The 21,350-nt window shown below is 73.3% G+C and carries 16 protein-coding genes; 2 read left to right on the top strand and 14 right to left on the bottom strand.

From position 1 onward, the window contains the following. Entirely contained in the window at window positions 1-1,347 is a 1,347-nt protein-coding gene (locus tag TPA0908_RS30760; protein WP_281943921.1) for an MFS transporter, read from the bottom strand. A 19-nt stretch (window positions 1,348-1,366) separates the two neighbouring features. On the opposite strand from TPA0908_RS30760, the gene TPA0908_RS30765 reads away from it, so the two are divergent. Then, window positions 1,367-2,371 (top strand): GlxA family transcriptional regulator, encoded by a 1,005-nt coding sequence (locus TPA0908_RS30765; RefSeq protein WP_281943923.1) that lies wholly within the window; start codon window positions 1,367-1,369, stop codon window positions 2,369-2,371. Here the strand turns inward: TPA0908_RS30765 and TPA0908_RS30770 are convergent. From TPA0908_RS30770 to TPA0908_RS30795, 6 genes are all read right to left on the bottom strand, one after another. Further along, complete coding sequence (locus tag TPA0908_RS30770) at window positions 2,345-2,830, bottom strand: hypothetical protein (protein ID WP_374709280.1); 486 nt, start codon at window positions 2,828-2,830, stop codon at window positions 2,345-2,347. The two genes, TPA0908_RS30765 and TPA0908_RS30770, sit on opposite strands and share 27 nt — an antisense overlap. Before the next feature lie 70 nt (window positions 2,831-2,900). Continuing rightward, window positions 2,901-4,853 carry a VWA domain-containing protein gene (locus TPA0908_RS30775; protein WP_281943925.1) on the bottom strand — a complete coding sequence of 651 codons (1,953 nt, stop codon included), beginning with the start codon at window positions 4,851-4,853 and terminating at the stop codon, window positions 2,901-2,903. Between the two features lie 2 nt (window positions 4,854-4,855). Continuing rightward, window positions 4,856-6,337, bottom strand: coding sequence for a magnesium chelatase (locus TPA0908_RS30780; RefSeq protein ID WP_281943927.1), 1,482 nt, complete (start codon window positions 6,335-6,337; stop codon window positions 4,856-4,858). 6 nt (window positions 6,338-6,343) lie between these two features. Further along, window positions 6,344-6,631, bottom strand: coding sequence for a hypothetical protein (locus tag TPA0908_RS30785; RefSeq protein WP_281943929.1), 288 nt, complete (start codon window positions 6,629-6,631; stop codon window positions 6,344-6,346). Window positions 6,632-6,721: 90 nt separating this feature from the next. Beyond that, on the bottom strand, window positions 6,722-7,219 hold the full coding sequence (locus tag TPA0908_RS30790) for a hemerythrin domain-containing protein (RefSeq protein ID WP_281943931.1): 498 nt from the start codon (window positions 7,217-7,219) through the stop codon (window positions 6,722-6,724). Window positions 7,220-7,223: 4 nt separating this feature from the next. After that, complete coding sequence (locus TPA0908_RS30795) at window positions 7,224-8,192, bottom strand: aldo/keto reductase (RefSeq protein ID WP_281943933.1); 969 nt, start codon at window positions 8,190-8,192, stop codon at window positions 7,224-7,226. Window positions 8,193-8,257: 65 nt separating this feature from the next. On the opposite strand from TPA0908_RS30795, the gene mgrA reads away from it, so the two are divergent. Beyond that, entirely contained in the window at window positions 8,258-9,253 is a 996-nt protein-coding gene (gene mgrA, locus TPA0908_RS30800) for an L-glyceraldehyde 3-phosphate reductase (RefSeq protein WP_281943935.1), read from the top strand. A 12-nt stretch (window positions 9,254-9,265) separates the two neighbouring features. On the opposite strand, the gene TPA0908_RS30805 is transcribed toward mgrA, so the two are convergent. The 7 genes from TPA0908_RS30805 to TPA0908_RS30835 form a co-directional block, all read right to left on the bottom strand. After that, on the bottom strand, window positions 9,266-10,864 hold the full coding sequence (locus TPA0908_RS30805; protein WP_281943937.1) for a CBM96 family carbohydrate-binding protein: 1,599 nt from the start codon (window positions 10,862-10,864) through the stop codon (window positions 9,266-9,268). A gap of 59 nt (window positions 10,865-10,923) precedes the next feature. Then, the gene (locus TPA0908_RS30810; RefSeq protein ID WP_281943938.1) at window positions 10,924-13,107 is read right to left on the bottom strand and encodes a glycoside hydrolase family 71/99 protein; all 2,184 of its coding nucleotides are present in this window, start codon (window positions 13,105-13,107) and stop codon (window positions 10,924-10,926) included. Beyond that, window positions 13,104-14,477 carry an alkaline phosphatase family protein gene (locus TPA0908_RS30815; RefSeq protein WP_281943940.1) on the bottom strand — a complete coding sequence of 458 codons (1,374 nt, stop codon included), beginning with the start codon at window positions 14,475-14,477 and terminating at the stop codon, window positions 13,104-13,106. The genes TPA0908_RS30810 and TPA0908_RS30815 overlap by 4 nt, the downstream gene beginning before the upstream one ends. Then, a complete protein-coding gene (locus TPA0908_RS30820; protein ID WP_281943942.1) occupies window positions 14,474-16,102 on the bottom strand; it encodes a glycosyltransferase family 39 protein in 1,629 nt (542 codons plus the stop codon). The genes TPA0908_RS30815 and TPA0908_RS30820 overlap by 4 nt, the downstream gene beginning before the upstream one ends. Beyond that, window positions 16,099-18,549 carry a glycosyltransferase gene (locus TPA0908_RS30825; protein ID WP_281943944.1) on the bottom strand — a complete coding sequence of 817 codons (2,451 nt, stop codon included), beginning with the start codon at window positions 18,547-18,549 and terminating at the stop codon, window positions 16,099-16,101. Before TPA0908_RS30825 ends, TPA0908_RS30820 begins: the two co-directional genes overlap by 4 nt. Window positions 18,550-19,019: 470 nt before the next feature. Then, window positions 19,020-20,321 (bottom strand): glycoside hydrolase family 71/99 protein, encoded by a 1,302-nt coding sequence (locus TPA0908_RS30830; protein WP_281943946.1) that lies wholly within the window; start codon window positions 20,319-20,321, stop codon window positions 19,020-19,022. Between the two features lie 123 nt (window positions 20,322-20,444). Then, a complete protein-coding gene (locus TPA0908_RS30835) occupies window positions 20,445-21,341 on the bottom strand; it encodes a lytic polysaccharide monooxygenase auxiliary activity family 9 protein (protein WP_281943947.1) in 897 nt (298 codons plus the stop codon). Window positions 21,342-21,350: the final 9 nt, after the last annotated feature.

The raw sequence follows: 21,350 nt of genomic DNA on the forward strand, positions 1-21,350 counted from the left end.
TCAGCCCCGGTAGCTCCACGCCCGCCGGCCGGCCGCCACCGGCGGCGGCGCGAACGCCGGCTCACCGACGGAGCGTCGGCGCAGCAGCAGGGAGAGCCCGGCCGCGCCGATCGAGAGCGCACCGGCCACGTACCAGGCCATCGCGTAGTCGCCGAGGCGGTCCCGGACCAGGCCGGCGCCGGTGGCGGCCAGCGCGGCGCCCACCTGGTGCGCGGCGAACACCCAGCCGAACACCACCGCGCCGGACGCGCCGAACCACTCCCGGCACAGCGCCACCGTCGGCGGCACGGTGGCCACCCAGTCCAGCCCGTAGAAGACGACGAAGACCAGCATGCTCGGCTCGGCCCGGCCGGTGAACAGGCTCGGCAGCACCAGCAGCGATCCGCCGCGCAACGTGTAGTAGGCGCCGAGCAGCAGCCGGCTGTCGACCCGGTCGGTGAGCCAGCCGGACGCCACCGACCCGGCGATGTCGAAGATCCCGACCAGGGCGAGCAGGCCGGCGGCGGTGGTCTCCGGCATGCCGTGGTCGTGCGCGGCCGGCACGAAGTGCGTGCCGACCAGCCCGTTCGTGGTCGCGCCGCAGATCGCGAAGCCGCCGGCCAGCAACCAGAACGGCCGGGTCCGCGCGGCGGCGGCCAGCGCGCCGACCGCGCGGCCCGCCGCGCCGCCGGCCGGCCGGGCCGGCGGCACGACCTCGGTGGCGCCGTAGGCGGGTCGGCCGAGATCCGCCGGGTGCTCGCGCAGCAACCACCCCACCAGGGGTACGACGGCGAGCGCGGCCCCGGCCACGACGAGTGCCGCCGTCCGCCATCCGTGGTCGCGCACCAGCACCGCGAGCAGCGGGAGGAACACCAGTTGCCCGGCCGCCCCGCCGGCGGTGAGCACGCCGGTGACCAGGCCCCGGCGGCGGACGAACCAGCGCCCGGTGACGGTCGCCACGAACGCGAGCGCCATCGAGCCGGTACCCAGCCCGACCAGCACGCCCCAGCAGAGGATGAGCTGCCAGCTCTCGGTCATCGCCACGGTCAGCCCGCTGCCGGCGGCCACCAGCAGCAGCGCGACGGCCACCACCCGGCGGATGCCGAACCGGTCCATCAGCGCCGCGGCGAACGGGGCGGTGACGCCGTAGAGCAGCAGGTTGACCGAGACGGCGGCGGAGATGGTGGCGAGCGGCCAGCCGAACTCGGCGTGCAACGGATGCAGCAGGACGCCCGGGGTGGCCCGGAAGCCGGCGGCGCCGACCAGGGCCACGAACGCGACGCCGGCGACCAGCCAGGCCGGGTGCAGTCTTCTCACCCTCCGAGTCTCGCCTCGGCGGGCGCCGGGGACGAGTGGCCGGAAAGCCATCGTGCGCAATAATCGGGCCATGCCCGCCCTGCCGCCGCACCGCGTCGTCGTCCTCGCCCTGGACGGCGTGGTCGCCCTCGACCTCGGCACCCCCGCCCAGCTCTTCGGCGCCGCCCGCGTCACGGACCGGACCCGGCTGTACGCGGTCACCACCTGCACCGCCGGGGCCCGTCCGGTCCGCAGCACGGGCGGCTTCCGGGTGCTCCCCGACCACGGCCTCGACGCGCTGGCCACCGCCGACACGGTGATCGTCCCCGGCATCCACGAGGGCCCACCGCTCACCGCCGGCACGGTGGACGACGACGTGGCGGACGCGCTGCGCGCCGCCCACGAGCGGGGCGCCCGGATCATGTCCATCTGCACCGGCGCGTTCGTGCTCGCCGCCGCCGGCCTGCTCGACGGCCGGCCGGCCACCACCCACTGGGCGTACGCGGCCCGCTTCCGGCGGCTGTACCCCGGCGTACGGCTCGACCCCGAGGTGCTCTTCGTCGACGACGGGCCGGTGCTCACCTCGGCCGGGGTGGCCGCCGGCATCGACCTCTGCCTGCACGTGATCCGCACCGACCACGGCAGCGCGGTGGCCAACCGGGCGGCCCGCCGCTGCGTGGTGCCGCCGTGGCGCGACGGCGGCCAGGCCCAGTACATCGAGCGGCCGGTGCCCCGGGCCACGACCACCGGCACCGCGGCCACCCGCGAGTGGGCCCGGCACCGGCTGCACGAACCGGTCGCGTTGCGCGAGATGGCCGCGCACGCGCGGATGAGCGTCCGCACGTTCACCCGGCACTTCCGCTCGGAGACCGGGCTCAGCCCGGCGCAGTGGCTGCTGCGGCAACGCACCGAGCACGCCCGGGTGCTGCTGGAGACCACCGACCTGAGCGTCGACCGGATCGCCCGGGACGCCGGCTTCGGCACCACCGCCGCCCTGCGCCAGCACTTCCACGCCCGGGTGGGCGTGGCCCCCACCGCCTACCGCCGCGCCTTCCGCGCGCCCTCGGGGTCAGGCCAGGTGGGGCTGCCGGCGTAGCGCGCGGAGCTGGGTCAGGTGCAGCGGCAGGTGCACCCGGATGTGCAGGTCGAGCGCACGCCCCCAGGGCAGCGCGTCGTCCACGTCGAGGTCGAAGCCCTCGCGCAGCACGGTCTCGACGGGTGTCTCGGCGGCCGGGCCGAGCCGCTCGGCCAGCGCGCAGAGCTTCAGGCTGGTGGCCCGCAGCAGGGCGGCCAGCCCGTCCAGCCCGCCGCACTCGGAGACCAGCGCGTCGAGCTGCGGGCGGTGCACGGTGTCCAGGTCGTAGTAGGCGAACGGCGACCCGGCCAGCACCGCCTCGGTCGCCTCGCTCATCAGCTCGTCGTTGGCGGCGAGGTGCGCGACGATCTGCTCGGCGCTCAGCTCCCCCTCCGGCGGCGGCCCGAACCCGCCCGCGTCCACCTCGGCGAGCAGCTCGTCATAGGCCCGCCGCAGCGCTCCGGCGTCCACCTCGTCCATGCCCGCATCCAACCCTCGGAGCGACCGCCCGCACCACGGCTACCCGGTGCGGTTCACCCGGATGAGATCGTCAGCGGCGGCCGTGGCGGGCGCGGAGGTAGTCGGAGACGACGTACTCGCCGAGGTCGTTCAGGTCGGGGGTGAACATCCGGCCACCGGAACGGCGGGCCACCGCGTCGACGAACCGGCGCAGCCCCGGGTCGTCGCCGAGCATGAACAGGTTGAGCGTGGCGCCGTACCGGGTCAGCTTGTCCACCTCGCGGATGGTCGCCTCGATCGTCTCCGGCAGCGGGGGCCAGTTGAAGTACGCCTCGCCGTCGTCCGGATCCAGATGGGCGGTGGGCTCGCCGTCGGTCACCACCAGCACCACCGGCTCGGCGCCCGGGTGGCGGCGCAGGTGCCGGCCCGCCAGCCGCAACGCGTGCTGGAGGTTGGTGCCCTGCTCCATGTCCGGCTCCGCCGCCGCCAGCTCCTGCTGGGTCAGCGGCATCGCCTCCCGCCCGAAGCCGACGATCTGCAACGCGTCCTGCGGGAACCGGGTGGCCATCAGGTGCGACAGCGCCAGCGCCGTCTGCTTCATCGGGCCCCACCGCCCCTGCGAGATCATCGAGTACGACAGGTCGACGCAGAGCACCACCGCCGCGGACGCCCGACGCTCGGTCTCCATCACCTCGAAGTCCTCGACCGCGAGCGGCACCGGCACGCCGGGGCCGGCCCGGCGGACCGCCCGGGTCAGCGTGCGCACCACGTCCAGCGGCTGCTCGTCGCCGTACTCCCAGGGGCGGGAGGCGCCGCTGACCTCGCCGGCCGCACCGGCGGAGCGCAGGTCGTGCTGGCCCCGGGGACCGGCCGTCAGGTCGGCGAAGACCCGCCGCAGCGCGGTGCCGGCGAGCCGGCGCAGCGCCTTCGGGCTGAGCGTGAGCCCGTCCGCGTCCCGGGTCACCCAGCCCTGGCGGCGCAACTCCCGCTCCAGGTCGCGCAGGCGGCGTACGTCGTCGGCGGCGTCCCGGCCCAGCGTCCGGGCCACCGCGTCGACGTCGACGTCGTCAAGCGTGGCGCCGGCCTGGTCCTGGTCGAGCGAGTCCAGCAGCTCGTCGAGTTCGGCGATCTCGTCGAGTGCGCCGGTCGCCTCGCCGTAGCCGAGCGGCTGGTCGCCGCGGACCCGTTCGCCGCGCTGCCAGTTCAGGTCGGGGCGCAGCGAACGCAGGTGCGCGTCGAGTTGGGACAGCTCCCCGGCGAGCCGGTCGCCGAGCGACTGGCGCATCAGCCCGGCCAGTTCCTCGCGCTGCCGGTCCGACAGCGACCGCATCAGTCGTTCCCCGGCCGCCGACCGGCGGGCCAGCACGTCGATCAGCTCGTCGACGTTGCGGGGCCGTTCCGGGAAGAACTCGCCGTGCCGGCGCATGAACTCGGCGAACGCGTCGGTGGTGTCCTCCGAGCGGGCGTGCCGGGCGAGCAACTCGTTGAGGTCGCGCATCATGTCGCCGAGCTGGCGCTGGGCGTCCGGGTCACCGGCGGCCCGCGCCGCGTCCCGCAGCCCGGCGAAGCGCTGCTCCAGCACGTCGCCACGCAGCCCGTCGAGAATCCGCTGGTACGTCTGGCGGGCCTCGGCGCTGGCCCAGTCGTACCCGGACAGCTCGGAGACCGCGCGCGCGGTGGACCGGGGCAGATTGTCCAGCACCGCCTCGGCGAACCGGGCGTCGTCGCCGTCGCGGCCCCGCAGCTCGTCCCGCTCGGCGGCGAGCGCCTGGTCGAGCAGCGCGCGGGCCCGGGTCACCGCGCCGTCCAGGTCGCCCCGGCGCAGCGCCTCCCGGCGCAGCCGGCGGGCCCGGGCGGCCAGGTCCTGGAGGCCGCCGCGCCCGTCCGGGCCGCGCCGCAGCAGGTCCCGCAGCGCCTCCCGGAGGCTGCCCCCGCCGAGCACCTCCGCGCCGACCGCGTCCACGGCGGCACGCACGTCGTACGGCGGGGCGAGCGGGTCGGGCCCGCCGCGCCACTGCCCGTACCGGAACCGGTTGCCGGCCACGGTCAGCCCCGGCCGCCGTAGACGGTGCGCCCGGAGTCGGTGACGTCCTTGCCGAGCCGGCGGGTCAGGTGCAGCCCTTCGAGGACGAACTCGACGCCGGCGGCGGCCTCCGCCGGGCTGGGCGCGTCACCCAGACCGAGCCGGTCGAGCACCTTGGCCAGCCCCGGCACGGTGCCGACCTGGCGCAGCAGCTCCGCGGCGGAGACCAGCTCACCGGTCTCGACGGCGCCGCCCTCGGCGACCAGCCCGGTGAAGCCGGACAGGTCCAGCCCGGACAGCCGGGCCCGGAACGTCTCCGCCGTGGCGGTACGCAGCAGGTGTGCGAGCACCTCGATCTCGCGCCCCTCCTCGCCGCTCTCGAACTCGACCTTCCCGCGCAGCGTCGACGTCACCGAGACCGCGTCGCCGACGCGCGCCACCGCCTCCTCCGGCGCGCGGCGGGACCCGGCGTCGGCGGTGCCGGCGGTGTCGCCGGCGGCGAGCAGGCCGGAGCGGCGCAGCGCGGCGGCGGCCACGGTCTCCGCGGCGGCGATGGCGAACCGGGCGGACACCCCGGAGCGCGGGTCCACCGACGGCGACTCGCGCACCCCGCGGGCGAACCGGGCGAGCACCTCCAGCACGTGCTCCGGCACGCCTGCGACCAGGTCGGCCTCCTGCCGGATCAACGCCAGCTCCAGCTCCAGGTCGAGCGGGTAGTGGGTGCGGATCTCGGCGCCGAAGCGGTCCTTGAGCGGAGTGATGATCCGGCCCCGGTTGGTGTAGTCCTCCGGGTTGGCGCTGGCCACCAGCAGCAGGTCCAGCGGCAGCCGGAGCTGGTAGCCGCGGACCTGGATGTCCCGCTCCTCCAGCACGTTGAGCAGCGCCACCTGGATCCGTTCGGCCAGGTCGGGCAGCTCGTTGACGGCGAACACGCCCCGGTTGGTGCGCGGGACGAGGCCGAAGTGGATGGTCTCCGGGTCGCCGAGCGTACGCCCCTGGGCGAGCCGGACCGGATCGACGTCGCCGATCAGGTCGCCCACGCTGGTGTCCGGCGTGGCGAGCTTCTCGCCGTAGCGCATCGAGCGGTGCAGCCAGCCGATCGACAGGTCGTCGCCGGCCTCGGCCACCCGGGCCCGGCTGGCCGGGGTGAGCGGGTGCATCGGGTGCTCGTTGAGCACCGAGCCGGGGATCACCGGGGTCCACTCGTCGAGCAGGCCGCCGAGCGCGCGGATCAGTCGGGTCTTGCCCTGCCCCCGCTCGCCGAGCAGCACCATGTCGTGGCCGGCGAGCAGCGCCCGCTCGACCTCGGGCAGCACCGTGTCCTGGTAGCCGACGATGCCGGGGAAGCGCTCCTCGCCGGACCGCATCCGGGCGAGGAGGTTGTCGCGGAGTTCCTGCTTGACGGTGCGGTAGTGGTGGCCGGTCGCGCGCAGCGCGCCGAGCGTGGCGGGCAGCTCGGCCGGCGGAGCCGGGGAAACCTGGGAGTGAGCGCTCACCCGCACCACGCTAGCTCAGTTTTCCCGCGTCGCCCGGTGGTCGGTCCCGGCCCGTGACCGGGACCGACCACCGGGGGCGGTCAGCGCCCGCAGCGGCCAGAGCAGCATCGGCAGCGTGGTGAGGCTGAACCCGCCGGTCAACGCCCAGAACCGTGGGGCGGTGAGCAGCCCGAGCCCGAGCGGGCGCGGCACCTCGGTGCTGGTCAGGAGCTGCGCGAACGCCACCACCAGCAGCGCGTACGGCAGTGCGAGCACGCCGCCGAGCAGCAGGAACACGGCACGCCGCCAGGTGCTGCCGCGCACCAGCGGCGCGAGCGCGCCCCGGACCGTCGTCCGGTCATTGTCCCGTCGCCGGTCGCCGGGCGACTCCCCCGCGCCGGGGAGACCGGCCCGTCAGCGGTGGTCGCGCACGTAGCCCTGCGGGTCCTTGTCGCGGAACGGCAGGTCCCGGCCGCTCTTGTGCTCGCCGTAGAAGGTGAGCCAACGCGCCCCCAGCTCGGCCCGCAGCTCCACGCTCGCGTGCCGGCGGAAGTCGGGCAGCGCCTCGTCCTCCTCCTCGGCCAGGTGCTCGCTGTTCTCCCGGCGGGCCGTGCCGACCGCCGCCCACCAGGCGTCCGAGCCGACCTCGTGCAGCTTGGCCTCGGCGATCGCGTCGCGGATCTTGTTGTGGTCGCCGATCGCGTCGGCGGTCTCGTCCTCGCCGTCGTCGCCGTGCTTCACCAGGTGCGGATAGAGGATGGCCTCCTCCGCCTCGGCGTGGATGTCCAGGTGCAGGGCGAGCGCCTCCCAGATCGCCAGCATCTCGGCCGGGTCGCGGGCGTCGTCGAGTCGGGCGAAGCCGCGCCGGAAGGCGGCGTGGTCGTCCAGGATCAGTGCGGTGACGTCGTCCATGCGGTCACTTCCCCAGTCGGGCGCGGATCAGCCGGGGCATCGCGGCCAGGCCGGTGACCGGCCGGAACGCGTGCGCGGCGGCGACCAGCGCGGCGTACTCGTCGTCGGCCAGGTCGATGTCGGCGGCGGCCGCGTTGCGTTCCATCTGCTCCACCCCGGACGCGCCGGGGATGGCCACCACGTTCGGGTGCCGCAGCACGTACGCGAGCGCGATCTGACTCGGCGTGGCGTCGTGTGCGTCGGCCACCTCGCGCAGCGTGGCGATCAGTTCGGTGCCGCGGGCCAGGTTCTCCGGCAGGAAGTACGGGTTGGCCCGGCGCACCGCCCCGGACGGCGGGTTGGTGGCGTCGTAGCGGCCGGAGAGGAACCCCTGCGCCAGCGGGCTGTACGCGATGACGATCCGGCCGGCCTGCTCCGCGTACGGGATCAGGTCCTCCTCCGGGCCGCGGTCGATCATGCTGTAGCGGACCTGGTTGCTCAGCACCCGGCGGCCCAGCGCGGCCTCGGCGAACCGCCACCGGCGCAGGTCGTAGTTGCTGACCCCGACCTCGCCGACCAGCCCGACGTCCTGCAACGAGCGCATGCCGCGCATGGTGGTGGTGTCGGCGACCACCGGGTTGGCCTGGTGCACCTGGTAGAGGTCGACGTGGTCGACGCCGAGCCGGGCGGCGGAGGCCACCGCCCGCTGCTGCACCACCGGGGCGACCGGCAACAGCGGGAAGATCTTGCTGGCCACCACCACCTTCGCCCGGTCGGCACCGAGCGCGGCGCCGAGGATGCGTTCGCTGCGGCCGAAGCCGTACAGCTCGGCGGTGTCGAAGAGGGTGACCCCGAGGTCGAGCGCCCGCCGCACGATCTCGGCCGCCCGCCGCTCGTAGTCGGCGCCGTAGCCCCACTCGCGGGAGCCGAACTGCCACGTGCCGAGGCCGATCTTGGAAATGGGCTTGGGAGTGTCGAGCCGCACGAAACGCATGGCTCCGACGCTACCCGCGCCCCGGTGGCCGCACACCGGTTCGCCGGTGGGCGCAGAATGATCGGGTGACCTACCTCGCCAGCGACGACCGTTACGACTCGATGCTCTACCGGCGCAGCGGCCGCAGCGGGCTGAAGCTGCCCGTCATCTCCCTCGGCCTGTGGCACAACTTCGGGCCGGACCGACCCTTCGAACGGCAGCGCGACATCGTCCGCCGCGCCTTCGACCTCGGCATCACCCACTTCGACCTGGCCAACAACTACGGCCCGCCGCCGGGCGCGGCGGAGGAGGTGTTCGGCCGGCTGCTCGCCACCGACCTGAAGCCGTACCGGGACGAGCTGGTGGTGTCGAGCAAGGCCGGCTACCTGATGTGGCCCGGCCCGTACGGCGAGTGGGGCTCCCGGAAGTACCTGATCTCGTCGCTGGACCAGTCGCTGCGCCGGTTGGGCCTGGATCACGTGGACATCTTCTACTCGCACCGGTTCGACCCGGACACCCCGCTCGAGGAGACGATGGGCGCGTTGGACGCGATCGTCCGCTCGGGCAAGGCGCTCTACGTGGGCATCTCCAACTACGACTCGGAGCAGACCGCCCGGGCCGCCGAGATCCTCCGGGACCTGGGCACCCCGCTGCTGATCAACCAGCCGTCGTACTCGATGCTCAACCGCTGGACCGAGTCCGACGGCCTGCTGGACACGCTGGACCAGGTCGGCGCCGGGTGCATCGCGTTCAGCCCGCTGGCCCAGGGCCTGCTCACCGACCGTTACCTGGGCGGCATCCCGGCCGACTCGCGCGTGCGGACCAGCGTCTTCCTCAACGAGAGCGACCTGGACGAGTCGCGGATGGCCACTGTCCGCGCGCTCGCCGAGGTGGCCCGGCGGCGGGGGCAGAGCCTGGCCCAGCTCGCCCTGGTCTGGGCGTTGCGTGATCCGCGGATGACCAGCCTGATCATCGGCGCGAGCAGTGTCGAGCAGTTGGCCGGCAACGTCGCCGCGCTGGACGACCTGGACCTCGCGGGCGAGGACCTGGCCGAGATCGACCAGATCCTCGCCGGTGCCTGAGGACGCGCGACGCTACTGGAAGATGGTGCCGTTGCCGGCGTCCCGGACCGCGCTCACCCGGTTCGGGGTGAACGTGTTGCCGGGCCCGACCACAGTCGCGTTGCAGCCCTCGGTGACGTAGAGCCCGTAACGCTGCGTCTTGACGGTCTGGTCGTCGACGGCCACGTCCCCGCTGACCACGGTGTCGACGCAGGTGATCCCGGTCGCGGTGGTGACCCGGATGCCGTCCCGGTTGGGCGTGTCGTCGGCGCTGTCGGTGACGTGGTTGTCGATGATCTGGTTGCCGGTGCCGCTGTTGATGTTGATGCCGTCCTGCCCGGCCTGGTCGACGACGTTGTCGCTGATCAGGTTGTGGTCGGCCGTCTTGTTCGGCTGGTCGGCCGTGGACGAGGCGCGGTTGACCTGGATGCCGTGCCCGCCCACGTTGGTGATGGTGCAACCGGTGACCGTGTCACCGCTGGTCGCCAGCAGTTCGACGCCGTCGCTCTGGGCGCCGCTGATGACGCAGTCCCGGACCGTGTTGCCCATCGACGTCCAGGTCTGGTTCTTGCCGTCGAACACGATGCCCCGCCCCCGGGACGCGGTCACCCGCACCCGCTCCACGACCATGTTGTTGCCGTCGTCGAAGTCGAGCGCGTCGCTTGTGCTCCGGAACGCCCCGCCGGCCGAGACCGCGAGGTCCCGGACGATCACCCCGTCCCAGCCCTTGGTGTTGAACGGCTCGGTGTCCCCTGCCGACGAGTTGTCGTTGCGGATCAGCGTGTCGTACATGCCGGCGCCGACGAAGGTCACCTTGCGGATGCCCTCCAGTTTCATGTACTCCGCGCCGAAGTCGAACGTGCCGGCCTCGAACCGGACCGTGCCGCCGCCCAGCCGGTTCAGCTCGACCACGGCGCTCTCCAGCACGGTCTTGAGACTGCCGGTGTAGGTCTCACCGGTGACGTCGGAGGCCGCCCGGTAGGTCGTCGCCCCGGTCCGGGTCACCACGTACGGCGACGGGTTGGGCGGTGCCGGGCTCAACAGTTGCGGCTTGTTGACGCCCTCCCGGCTGGTCACCCGCAGGCCGGTGTCGTTGGTGGTGGTGAGCGCCACGGTCACCGGCCCGTTGCCGGTGACCAGCGACGAGACGTTCACCGACACCCAGGTGTCCGCGCCCACCGGTCCGCTGCGGACGACCGTCGCGCCGATCGGTGGGGCGCTGTCGTAGGTGATGGTGTTCTCGTCCCAGGTGTCGTCGGCGACGGGGTGGACGTCCACCCCGGTGCTGCTGGCGGTCTCCACGTAGAGACGCAGCACCGCGGTCGGGTCCGTGGCCACGTCGGTGACCTCGAAGCGCAGGTAGGCGACCTGCCGGGGCACGGCGTCGACGCGGAGCGAGGCGGTCCGCCCCGCGTTGACCGTCGGGTGGGCGGCGTCCACCCAGGCGTCGGCGACCGGGTTGAGCGTCACGGCCGCGGCGGCCCGGGCCACCTGGGCCGCGGTGGTGGCGTGCGGCTTCGCCGGGGTGCCGGCGGGTGCCGCGGTGGCGGGCGGAGCAAGGCCGACCAGGACCAGGACCAGGACCAGGGCCGGCGCCAGGAGACGGAGCGGGGATCGGGATTGAGTTGTCATTGCTCCTCCAGAACGGTGTGGAGGGTGGTCCGGGCCGGCCGCGACATCGGGTCGCCCGGTCAGTGGTGGAGCGGCGCCTCCTCGGACCGCGTGGCGCCGGATGGGGTCGACGGTGTGGCGGCGGCTCGCGCACGCCGTCGACGGCGGTACAGCCAGAGCGGCACCAGGACCACCGCGCCGACCGCCAGGATCAGCGCGGCCCAGGCGGGCAGGCCCCAGTTGTCGCCCTCGGCGCTGCTGTCCAGTTGCGCGTCCGGGTGCGGGGCGACGCCGAGCAGGTCGGCCAGGACCTCCAGGTACCTGCTGCCCCACTGTTCGCTCGGTTCCACGTAGGTGTTCTCGGTGAACTCGTTCCAGCTGATGACGCCGAGGGCGTCGGGCTGGGAGAGCCGGGCGGCGGCGAAGGACGCGCGCAGGGTCTCGCCGTCCCGGCGGGGCACCTCCCTTCTCCCGCCGATCTGGCGAGCGTCGAAGCCGGGCGAGACCGGGGCGATCCACAGCCCGCCCCGGAGATGGACGGCCCGGGACATCGCGGTGAGCTTGTCCCGGCTCTTGTCGACGAGCGGGTCGGCGGACGACCAGTAGTACGCCTGCCCGTCCAGGGTCGACTGGCTGTTCACCACCGAGACGCTCTTGGCGGTGCCGAGAACCTGGAGCTTCTCCTGGGCCTGGCGGACGGTGTCCGCGACCTCGGTGGCGGAGTACCTGTCGCTGCCGTTCCAGATCACCACCGGCTGGTCGAAGATCCCGAAGACCGGGTCGGCGGCGTAGCGTTCGGCGAAGAGGGCCAGGTCGGTCCGGACCGTGGCCAGCGGCAACGGCTTACGACTGAAGTCGATGCCCTGGTAGACGATGCCGAGCCGGAAGCTCTCCGCGTGGGCGACCTCGACCAGCGCGGCGAGTCGTTCGTCGAGCTGCTCGGTGTGTTTCCAGGAGACCAGGAAGCCGGTGACCCCGGCGGCCTTGGCCATCCGGACGTGCCGCCGCATGATCTCCTGGTCGTCGCTGGAGTAGCGGCCGAGCACCGGATAGTCGGTCTTCGCCCGGTTCCACGAGCTGGGGTTGAACCAGATGTAGTAGTAGGCCAGCACCGGAACCGGCGACGAGGTCGGGGTCGCCGCGGGCCCGGATCGGGCGCACGCGGCCTGGGCCCGGCCCGCCGGCAGGCTCGCCGCGGCGACCGCCACCAGCACCAGCACCAGGCCGGCGGCGGCGCGTGGCCGCCAGCGACGCCGGCCGGACCGTCGCGCGGCGCGGCGGAGCGCCCGGAACGGGCGGCGCAGGTGCGGGCGGCCCAGCAGGACCAACCCGACGGCCACCCCGAGCACGCCCACCGCCACCAGGGTCAGGTCGACGATGCTGATCACGGTGAGCGTCACCTCCTGGTCCCGGCTGATGGTCACCGGTCGGCCGAAGGAGAGGCCGCCGCCGCGGACGGTCAGGGTGTAGGTGCCCCGGGGCAGGTCGGGGACCAGCACGGTGCCGTCCGGGCCGAACCCCAGCCGCTGCACCCGCCCGTCGGCCCGGGTGAGCTGGATCCCGCTGCCGGCCCGCCGGGGGAAGAGCATGTCCGAGGCGGTGAACGACACCTTGAAGAAGAGCAGCTGCACCACCCAGGCCTGCCGGTCCCAGGGCACGAACTTCTGGCCGGCCCGGTTGACCACCGAGGTGCCGTCCACCACCACGGCGTCCACCACGTAGTAGAGACGTTTCGAGACGAGCCCCCGGGGCCCCTGCTGGGTGCGGCTCTCGGCGACCCAGAGCGGCCTCGTCAACTGGTCGCCGGTCAGCTCGATGATCTCGCCGGTGTTGCTGCGCAGCCGCATCGCGGTCGCCCGCCGGGCCGGCACCGGTGACCCGAACCGGTCGGTGTAGCGCCAGCTCACCCGCCGGATCGTGCGCAGGCCCACCTCGACGATCCGGTCCCGGACGCCGTGGTCCACGCTGCCCCGGATGCGGTCGAGCACCGCCTTCCGGTCGGCGCCGACCGTCGCCGACCCGACCGTGAGCCGGTTGTCGAGCCCGAGGAAGTTCTTCACCCGGATGTTCACCCGGCCCTTGGCGTCCGAGCGGCCGGTGTTGCCGTCCACCGCGACCGGCACGCCCCGGATCGGCGGCACCATCTGCAGGTGCAGCGTGCCGGGCAGCGCGGAGCGGGGTGCCGCGGTGGCGGCGACCGGGGTGAGCAGGACGACCAGGAGCACCAGGAGCAGCGGCGGCAGCAGCCGGCGGGCGGCGCTCACCGCGACCGCCGCCGACCCCGGACGGCCGCGGCGCCGACCAACGCGCCGACCAGCAGCAGCGCGGTGGCGTACGAGCCGTAGACCGGCCGGGGGTCGGGCCGCTTCAACGCGACACTGGTGCGTTCGGCGCTGAGCAGGACGCCGGGACGGGGCGGCGCGTCGAAGTCGAACGCGTCGAGGAACGTGTTCGCCTTGGCGTCCCGGCTGGCGAGCGGTCTCAGCCGCCAGTTGATCTCGATGAACTTGAGCACCGAGGTGAAGTCGAGCGTGGTGGAGTCGACCCGTCCGCGCCGGGCGTACGGGCTGACCAGCAGCGCCGGCACCCGGAACCCGTAGCCGTACTGGTCGACCCTCGGCGGTTTGACGTGGTCGTACCAGCCGCCCCAGTCGTCGTACGACCAGATGAAGGCCGAGGAGGACCACTCGGGGGACCGCATGAGCTGCGTCAGCAGCGCCCGGACCAGGTTCTGGCCGGCGCCGATGTTGCCCGGCGGGTGCTCGCTGTTGCCGGCCGGCGCGATGAAGGAGACCGCCGGCAGGTCGCCCCTGGCCGCGTCCGCGTAGTACTCGTCGAGATCCACGATCTTGGAGAACAGGCGTGGGTCGTCGACGTAGCGGGCGTACCCCAGCAGCGGCACCCAGATGACCTGCGCGCCCCGGTCGATGTCCTCCTCCTCGACCCGGGACCGGAAGGTGATGGTCGGGTCGTAGTTCTGCACGTAGAACTTCCAACTGATCCCGGCCGCCTCCAGCCGGTCGAAGATGGTCGGGATGTTCCCCCAGCCGGTCGCCGGGATGGTCTCCGCCTTGCCGGCCGCGCCCGGGCCACCGGTGACCCGGTACATGTGGTTGCGGATGCTGCCGGAGTGCGACGAGCTGAAGAAGCGGTCGAAGAGCACGTACTCGTCGGCCAGGTTCCAGTAGTACGGCAGGTCGCGGTCGTCGTAGTAGGCCATCGCCATCCGGCCGTCCTTGCCCGCCTTGCTCACCCCCTCCACGAAGCCGTTCATCCGGCCGCCGTTGTACTGCTGGGCGAACGCGTCGGCGGAGTGGTCGAGGTCGATCGCGCCCAGCTTGCCGATGTGGAACGGCTTGACGCAGGGTTCCGGCAGGTCCGCCCGCATCGGCATGCAGACGCCCTTAGGGATGCCGTCCACCCCGGGCCGGGTGCCGAAGTAGTTGTCGAACGTGTGGTTCTCCTGCATCAGGAAGACCAGGTTCTCGATCGGCGTGGTCGGTGAGGTCGGCGTCGCCGGGGCGCCCGACGCGGCGGCCGGCGTCGCCGTCACCACGGCCAGGGCCAGCAGCACGGCGACGGCCGACAGCCGCCCGGCGCGGCGCCGGAGCACGGAATCGTTCCGACGGGTCATGGACGCACCTCATAGATGATGATCACGGGGACGGGAACGGCGCGGCCGGAGGCGTCGGCGCCGCCGACGTACTCGGTGTGCACGATCCGGCCGTGGTAGCGCCGGACGAGGGTCGCCAGCCGGTCGGCGAAGAACGTCGAGCGACGCGCGGAGAACGAGTCCCAGACGATGTAGTGCAGGTTGTTGTTGCGCAGCCACCCGTCCGGGTTGTTGAGCGCCACGTAGGACGGGTTGCGGTGCAACGGGTTCGGGCTGACCGACAGCCCGTAGCTCTGCCGCTGGCCGTAGTAGCGGATGATGTTCGACATGGACGGGCCGAGGGTGAGGATCACCGACCCGTCCGGCGTGTGGTCGGTCAACCACCTCCCGGCCTCCCGGCCGCCCGGCACGCCGCCGGAGCCGGCCAGGAAGTGCGCCCCACCCTGCTGGCTCACCGCCCGCCAACACGGTCCGAGGAGGCTCAGCGCGACCGTGGCGACGGCCACCAGCCGGACCACCAGGTGGACGCGGGCCCGGGGCATCACCCGCCGGGGGACGGCGGCGACCCGGGCCGGCACCGGCAGGACGACCAACGCCCGCGCGGCGAGCACCGCCACCGGCACGACGACCGGCAGCAGGTACTGGAAACCCTTGACCGGCCAGAGCTGGAAGAAGACCACCGGCACGGCGATCCAGGACAGCAGCAGCGTCTCCCGCCAGCTCCGCTGCCGGCGGGCCCACCACAGGCCCCCGAACGCGGCGAGCAGCACCAGCAGCCCGATCGACGAGGGCACGTTCTCCAGGTAGAACGACATCGGGTGGTTGGGGCGCCGGAACAACTGCCAGACGAGGTAGTTGCGCCCGGTCTCGGTGCGGCCGGCCAACGCCTGGGAGATCGGATGGGTGGCGAAGACCAGCGCCAGCACCGGCAGCGCCAGCAGCGTGGCCCGCACCGGCCGGCGTACGCCCGGGGTGAGCGCCAGGAACGCGTAGACGCTGCCGGCCAGCACGATGCTGGTCTCCTTGGCCAGCATCGTGACGCCGAGCATGGCGGCGGTGGCCACGTACCAGAGCGCGTCCTGCCGTTGGACGAACCGGACCATGCAGTACAGCGTGAGCGTGGCCAGCAGCACCATCGGCCCGTCCAGCAGCACCTGCCGGGTCACCACCACGTGGTACGGCATCACGGCCAGCAACAGCGCGGCGATGAGCCCGACCCGCCGGGTGTAGAGCCGCGCGCCCAGCGGGTACACCGCGAGCACGGTCAGCACGCCGAGCGCCACCACGACCAGCCGGCCGGCCACGTCCACCTCGCCGGCCCGGAAGAACGGCGAGAGAAGCGCCTGGACGAGCATCGGGTGGGCCCGGAAGACGGGGAAGTACTCGGTGTAGCGGGGGTTGCCGGCGAGCGAGGCGGCCTGCCCGGCGTACACCGCCTCGTCGCTGTTGAAGCCGAACGCGTCGATCTGCCACGTCCGGACGAACAGCGCCAGCACGGCGACCCCGGTCAGTCCACCGGCCACCTTCCACCGTGGCCGCCGCAGCGCCGGCAGCCAGGACGGCGGCGCGGACCTCACCGGTCGCTGCGCCTCGCCCCGCCGCTGCTCGGGCAGCGTGTCGGTGGTGGCCGGATGGCTCACGCTCACGCCGGCCCTCCCGCCACCGTCAGGTCACCGCTCCAACTCGGCCACGGCTGGGCGGGCACCACCGGGGCGCCCCGGCCGGCGCGTTCCTCCCGCAGCAGCCGGGGGATGTCGTCGGCCCAGCCGAAGGTGTCCGAGACGACGACCCGGCTGCGGACGTGGGACAGGAAACCGGCGAGGATGTCCCGCTCCCGTGCCCGGAGCTGGACGTACCCCTGGCCGTCGATCGTGATGGACGGCGCGAGGTACCGGAACGGCGGGAACCCGTACGCGTCGTCGGTGTTGTCGATCATGCGGTCGAGCGTGTCGGCGGCGCCCAGCTCGGTGATGTCGGGTTTGCCGCGCTCGATGACGAACAGCTCCTCCACCCGGGTGGTGGTGCCGATCCGGCACGGCACCAGCCGGTCGACGCTGTACTTCGGCGGCGGGATCAGCAGCTGGGTGACCGCGTTGATCCCCATGATCGGCAGGTTGAAGCGGCTGAGCGTCAGCGCCAGGGACCGGCCACCCTTGGAGTGCAGGCGGCTCTGGAGTTGCAGCCGCCGCCACTCGGCGGGCGTCAGGTCCTGCGCCTGCACCGCACGGAGCGTGTGCGCGCTGATGGTGAGCGGCTTGGGGAAGCAGGTCGCCACCCCGTCCGGCCGGACGATCGTCATGTCGTCGGAGAGGAAGAGACCGCCGTGGTCGCGGAGCAGCCGCAGCACGGTGGCGGTCTTGCCGGTGTCGGTGAGCGCCGAGAGCATCACCCCGACCCCGTCGAGCGTGACGCACGCGGAGTGCAGCAGCATGTGGCCCCGGGCCACCATGACGAACCGGAGCAGCGCCTCGATGATGTTGGTGTAGACCACGTGCGGCGAGTGGGCCAGCAGCGGGCCGACCTGGATCTCGATCGGCGGTCCGAGCTGGATGCGGAAGTTCGCGCCCCACCGGCCGAGCTGCTCCTCGTAGCGCAGCACGGACTGGTCGGCGTACTGGGTCATGGCCGCGCGGCGCTGCGGCCCACGACCGCCGATGTCGCTGACCCGCACCGCGATGTCCACCTCGGAGTCGGGCACCCACTGGGCCCGGAAGAACTCCAGCTCCGGCAGCATGATCTGCGAGCCGATGGTCACCACGCCGGCGACGTCGTAGCGGTACTTGAGGTACTGGTAGCGCCGGCGCGACGGGGTGCTGGGCGCCTCGGAGGCGCCGGCGACGAGCAACCGCACCGGGTCGCGTCGGGCCTTGTCGACGGCGGTGTAGATGACCCGGTCGTTGACCAGGAACCGGACCAGGAAGAGCGCCACCAGGGTGACCGCGTTGGCCACCAGGATGCCGACCCCCGCCCACACCAGAGCCTGGAGCACGGGCAGCCGCAACAGCAGCAACGCGTTGTTGAGCAGGAAGAACCGGGCCGCCCGGGCGGCGAACGAGCCGTGCCGGTTCCGCCGGTAGATCAGGCTGTCGATCAGCAGGAAGTTCCACGAGGTGGAGACCTGGGTGGCCAGCGCCGCACCGATCAGGTGGTGCATCCGGGCGGGTTCGTAGCAGAACCAGAGCACGGCGGTGTTCACCACCATGCCGGAGAGCCCGACCATGCCGAACGCGATCATCCGGCCCAGTTCACGCAGCCGCTCGACGTGGGTACGCGGGCTCCGCCGGATCTGCCCGACGAGGCGGCGGCCCCGCAGCCGGGCCAGGTGTCGCAGGAACGTCACGCCCTCCCGCAGGGACGCCTTCGACCGGCCGCCGTGCCGAGGCGCCATGTCGTACGCCACCTCGGCGACCCGGGCGCCGGGATGGCGCACCAGCAACTCCAGCAGCACCTTGAAGCCGATCGGGTTCATCCTGTCCAGGCGTACCGCGGCCCGGCGGAAGGCGAACAGCCCGCTCATCGGGTCGCTCACCGTCGCCAGCCGACGCGGGAACATGCCCTTCACCAGTCGGGTCGCCCAGGACGAGGTCGCCGTCCGGAGGGCCCCGTCGAGCCCGCCCGGGGAGCCGTTGCCGGCGTACCGGGTGCCGATGACGACGTCGACGTCGTGGCGCATGGCGATCCGCGCGAGCGTCGCCGCCGCGGCCGGCGGGTGCTGGAGGTCGGCGTCCATCACCAGCACCCACTCGCCGCGGGCGTGCGCGGTGCCGAGCAGGACCGCGCCGCCCAGTCCGCCGGCGCGGGCGTGCGGCGGCCGGTGCAGCAGCCGTACGTCGATCGACGCCGCCGCGGCCACCCGGGCGAGCACCCCCGGCGTGCCGTCGTCGCTGTCGTCGACCACGAGGAGTTCGGCGTCGAGCGGCGCCAGCAGCGGGCCGAGCCGCGCCAGCAGGATCGGGACGTTCTCCGCCTCGTTCCGGGTGGGCACGATGACGGTCAGTCGGGGCGGGCGGCCCTCGTCCGCCTCGTGCAGCGCCTGGAGCTGCGCCTCCGGTTCGGTTCGCCGGTCGCGAACTCCGGATCCGACTCTGTTCATGTCAACCCCCATGGTCGGCACGAGCGGCGTGAGCCACGTTGATGACGGGCACTGGATGCAGAACCGTCCGCCGGAGAAATGAATCGATTTCCCGGAGCCCAGTAAGGGACGAACCCGCAGCACGGGGTGGCGGCTCGGATACGCAAAGAGTACGGAGGGTTAACAGAGGACTTCCAGTTCCTGAAACGTCAGCACCACGACACGTGCAATAAACGAACCGGACCGCAGTGGTTCATAGATAGACGAGGCACATTGCCAGCTCAGGGGCGGCAAAGGTAGGGCTTTCACGTTGCCGCGCGACGCGCGTCGGGCACCACGAAAAAACTGCGCCACCGCCGCGACGCGCCGCGTCGCAACAATGGCGCAGTTGTGAATGGAGACGCCCCGGATCGGGGCGGCAATGCGTTATTTGGACAGCGGAACGCGACGGTCGCGCGGCGGCGGCACGTGGTCGACGCCGCGCGCCGACGTCAGCCGGACGTCACGACCGGCGGGTGGTCGTGCAGCACGGTGACGAACTCGGACCGGCCACCACCGCTCCAGTCGCAGAGCGCGCCCGCCGGCGCGACGCCCCGGCACCCCACGGAACTCTCGATCGCCGTGCCCTCGCCCCACTCGTTGTAGGTGGTGACGAGCTGCCAGAACGCCCCGGAGGCGGTCATCCGGGCCACCCCGGCCCGCCACCGGTCCAGGCTCCGGGCCAGGAACGGCGAGCGCCCGTACGGCAGCCCGGCCTTCCAGAAACCCGGCGAGACGGAGTACGCGCCGCCCGGCACCCCGCTGAAGTCGGACTCGGCGTGGGCCGGGGCGTACTGGTGCCAGCCGTCCACGGTGACGCTGTTGGCGCAGTGGCGGTAGCCGGAGAACACCTTCAGGTTGAGATAGATGGACTCGCCCCAGAGCCGCTGGAGCAACGACCGGGCGCGGACCCAGCGGTCGACGGTCCCGCAACCCTCGGCCATGGTCAGGTCGAGGGCGTTGTAGACGAAGACCACCATGCCCCGACCGGGCAGCACGGCCAGCGCCGAGCGGTCCCCGCCGTACGTGCTGCGCAGGTAGTGCAGGTCGGCGGCGATCTGGTCGGGGGTGGGCCGGCCCCTCCCCTCCGGCTCGTAGTAGGGCGCCCAGGCGAACCCGGTGTCCCGGGCCCCCTGGAAGAGCGCCGGCCAGTGCCGGTCGGTGGTGGTGCCCTGGCCGAACCAGGAGGCCAGCCCGACCGTGATGCCGCCGTACCGCATGTCCGCCACCTGCTCCCGGACCACCGTCGCGTCCACCGTGTAGCTTCCCCGGCTCGGCCGGTAGTTGGTGTACGGGTCCAGCCCGCCCTGACGCCACGCCTCCGGGAACCACGGGTAGTAGAAGGCGGCCCGGACGGCGGTCGGCGTCCGCACCACCAGCCGCAGCGCCGCCTGGCGCCGCAGCGTCGCGCCGACGCCCTCGACGACGAGCGTGAAGGTGCCGGCGCGGGCGGAGACGGAGGTCTGGACGGACACCGTGGCCGAGGCCCCGCTCGTCACCGTGGCCGGCGTGACGGCGGCGAAGACGCCCGCGGGCAGGTTCGTCACCCGCAGCGCCACCGGCTGCGGCGCCCCGCTGGTGGTGGCCGTGTCGACGGTCGCCCGGGCCGGATGTCCGGCCACCGCCGTGACGGCGACGGGCGCGACGGTCAGCGAGAAGTCGTCGGCGGCGACGGGTGGCGCCGCCGACGCGGACGGGCCGACCGGAACGGCGGCGGCCAGCACCGTGAGTACCACTGCGAGACGTAGGAACATCGACACTCCTCTGCGTTGCCCTGGCGGGTCCGACACCGGGGCAACGCGGAAGCGACCGGTCGGGTGACTGCGCGGCCGGTCACCGGCGCGCGCGACGACCCGGGCCGCGCCGGGGCCGTCGCCTCACCAGATCCGGCGCCGCCCGGCGCGATGGTTACGGACCCCGCACGGGCGCCCGGGCGGTGGGCCGCCGGCCCGCCGCATCCGCCGGCCGAGCACGGCCGCGAGCAGCGCGGCGACCGCCACCGCCGCCGCCCCGACGACCAGCGGCCGGGAGAACGGGCCGGTCCCGGTCACCGCCGCGACCGGCACTCCCGGCGCGTCCGCGGTCGCCGACTCCGAGCGGGTACGCGGCACCGCCGCGCTCGCCGCCGGTGCGGCCGGCCGGGTGGCGCGCGAGGCCGCACGGAAGATCACGTCGGAGCAGGAGTAGTAGGTGTCCTGGGTGTTCGAGTTCTGCCAGATCACGTAGATGAGGTGCCGGCCCGTGCGCCCGGCCGGCAGTCGTCCCGGCATTTCGTACGCGCCGTCGCGGATTGGCGGGTCGGTCACCGACAGGAACGGCTTGCGCTCCACGTCGGCCCAGGTCAGCCGCGCGTCCGGGGCGTACGAGGCGGTGGTGACGTAGAACCGGAACGTGCCCCGGTGCGGGATCGTGGTGCGGTAGCGGAAGGTGTGCCGGGCGCCGGCGGTGAGCGTGGTGGCCGGCCAGTCGGTCCGGGGCAGGTCCAGCCCGCGGTACGCGGAGAGCCCGCCGCTGCACAGCTCGCCGTCCGGAATGCGCTCCCGGTCCCGCCCGTCGATCCGGGCCACCCGGATGTTGTCCCACTCCCGTACCGCCGCGCCGGCCGCGATCGCGGCCCGGCAGGCCGGTGTCTCCGCCCGCCCACCCTCCGGACCGCACGCCGCCGCGCGGCTCAGCGGGCTGGTCGGCGCGCCGTGGGCGCTCGCCGGCACGGCGGTGAGCAGCAGCGTCGTGCCGATGACGGCGAACGCGACGAGCGCGCGACGTGTGCCCATGTGATCGAC

Source organism: Micromonospora sp. AKA38 (assembly GCF_027925725.1).
Classification (GTDB): domain Bacteria; phylum Actinomycetota; class Actinomycetes; order Mycobacteriales; family Micromonosporaceae; genus Micromonospora.

Excerpts from the sequence above, each read along its gene's own strand:
- TPA0908_RS30760 (WP_281943921.1), bottom strand. The coding sequence starts at position 1,347 with ATGGCTTTCCGGCCACTCGTCCCCGGCGCCCGCCGAGGCGAGACTCGG.
- TPA0908_RS30765 (WP_281943923.1), top strand. The coding sequence starts at position 1,367 with ATGCCCGCCCTGCCGCCGCACCGCGTCGTCGTCCTCGCCCTGGACGGC.
- TPA0908_RS30770 (WP_374709280.1), bottom strand. The coding sequence starts at position 2,830 with ATGGACGAGGTGGACGCCGGAGCGCTGCGGCGGGCCTATGACGAGCTG.
- TPA0908_RS30790 (WP_281943931.1), bottom strand. The coding sequence starts at position 7,219 with ATGGACGACGTCACCGCACTGATCCTGGACGACCACGCCGCCTTCCGG.
- TPA0908_RS30795 (WP_281943933.1), bottom strand. The coding sequence starts at position 8,192 with ATGCGTTTCGTGCGGCTCGACACTCCCAAGCCCATTTCCAAGATCGGC.
- TPA0908_RS30805 (WP_281943937.1), bottom strand. The coding sequence starts at position 10,864 with ATGACAACTCAATCCCGATCCCCGCTCCGTCTCCTGGCGCCGGCCCTG.
- TPA0908_RS30815 (WP_281943940.1), bottom strand. The coding sequence starts at position 14,477 with ATGACCCGTCGGAACGATTCCGTGCTCCGGCGCCGCGCCGGGCGGCTG.
- TPA0908_RS30825 (WP_281943944.1), bottom strand. The coding sequence starts at position 18,549 with ATGAACAGAGTCGGATCCGGAGTTCGCGACCGGCGAACCGAACCGGAG.
- TPA0908_RS30830 (WP_281943946.1), bottom strand. The coding sequence starts at position 20,321 with ATGTTCCTACGTCTCGCAGTGGTACTCACGGTGCTGGCCGCCGCCGTT.
- TPA0908_RS30835 (WP_281943947.1), bottom strand. The coding sequence starts at position 21,341 with ATGGGCACACGTCGCGCGCTCGTCGCGTTCGCCGTCATCGGCACGACG.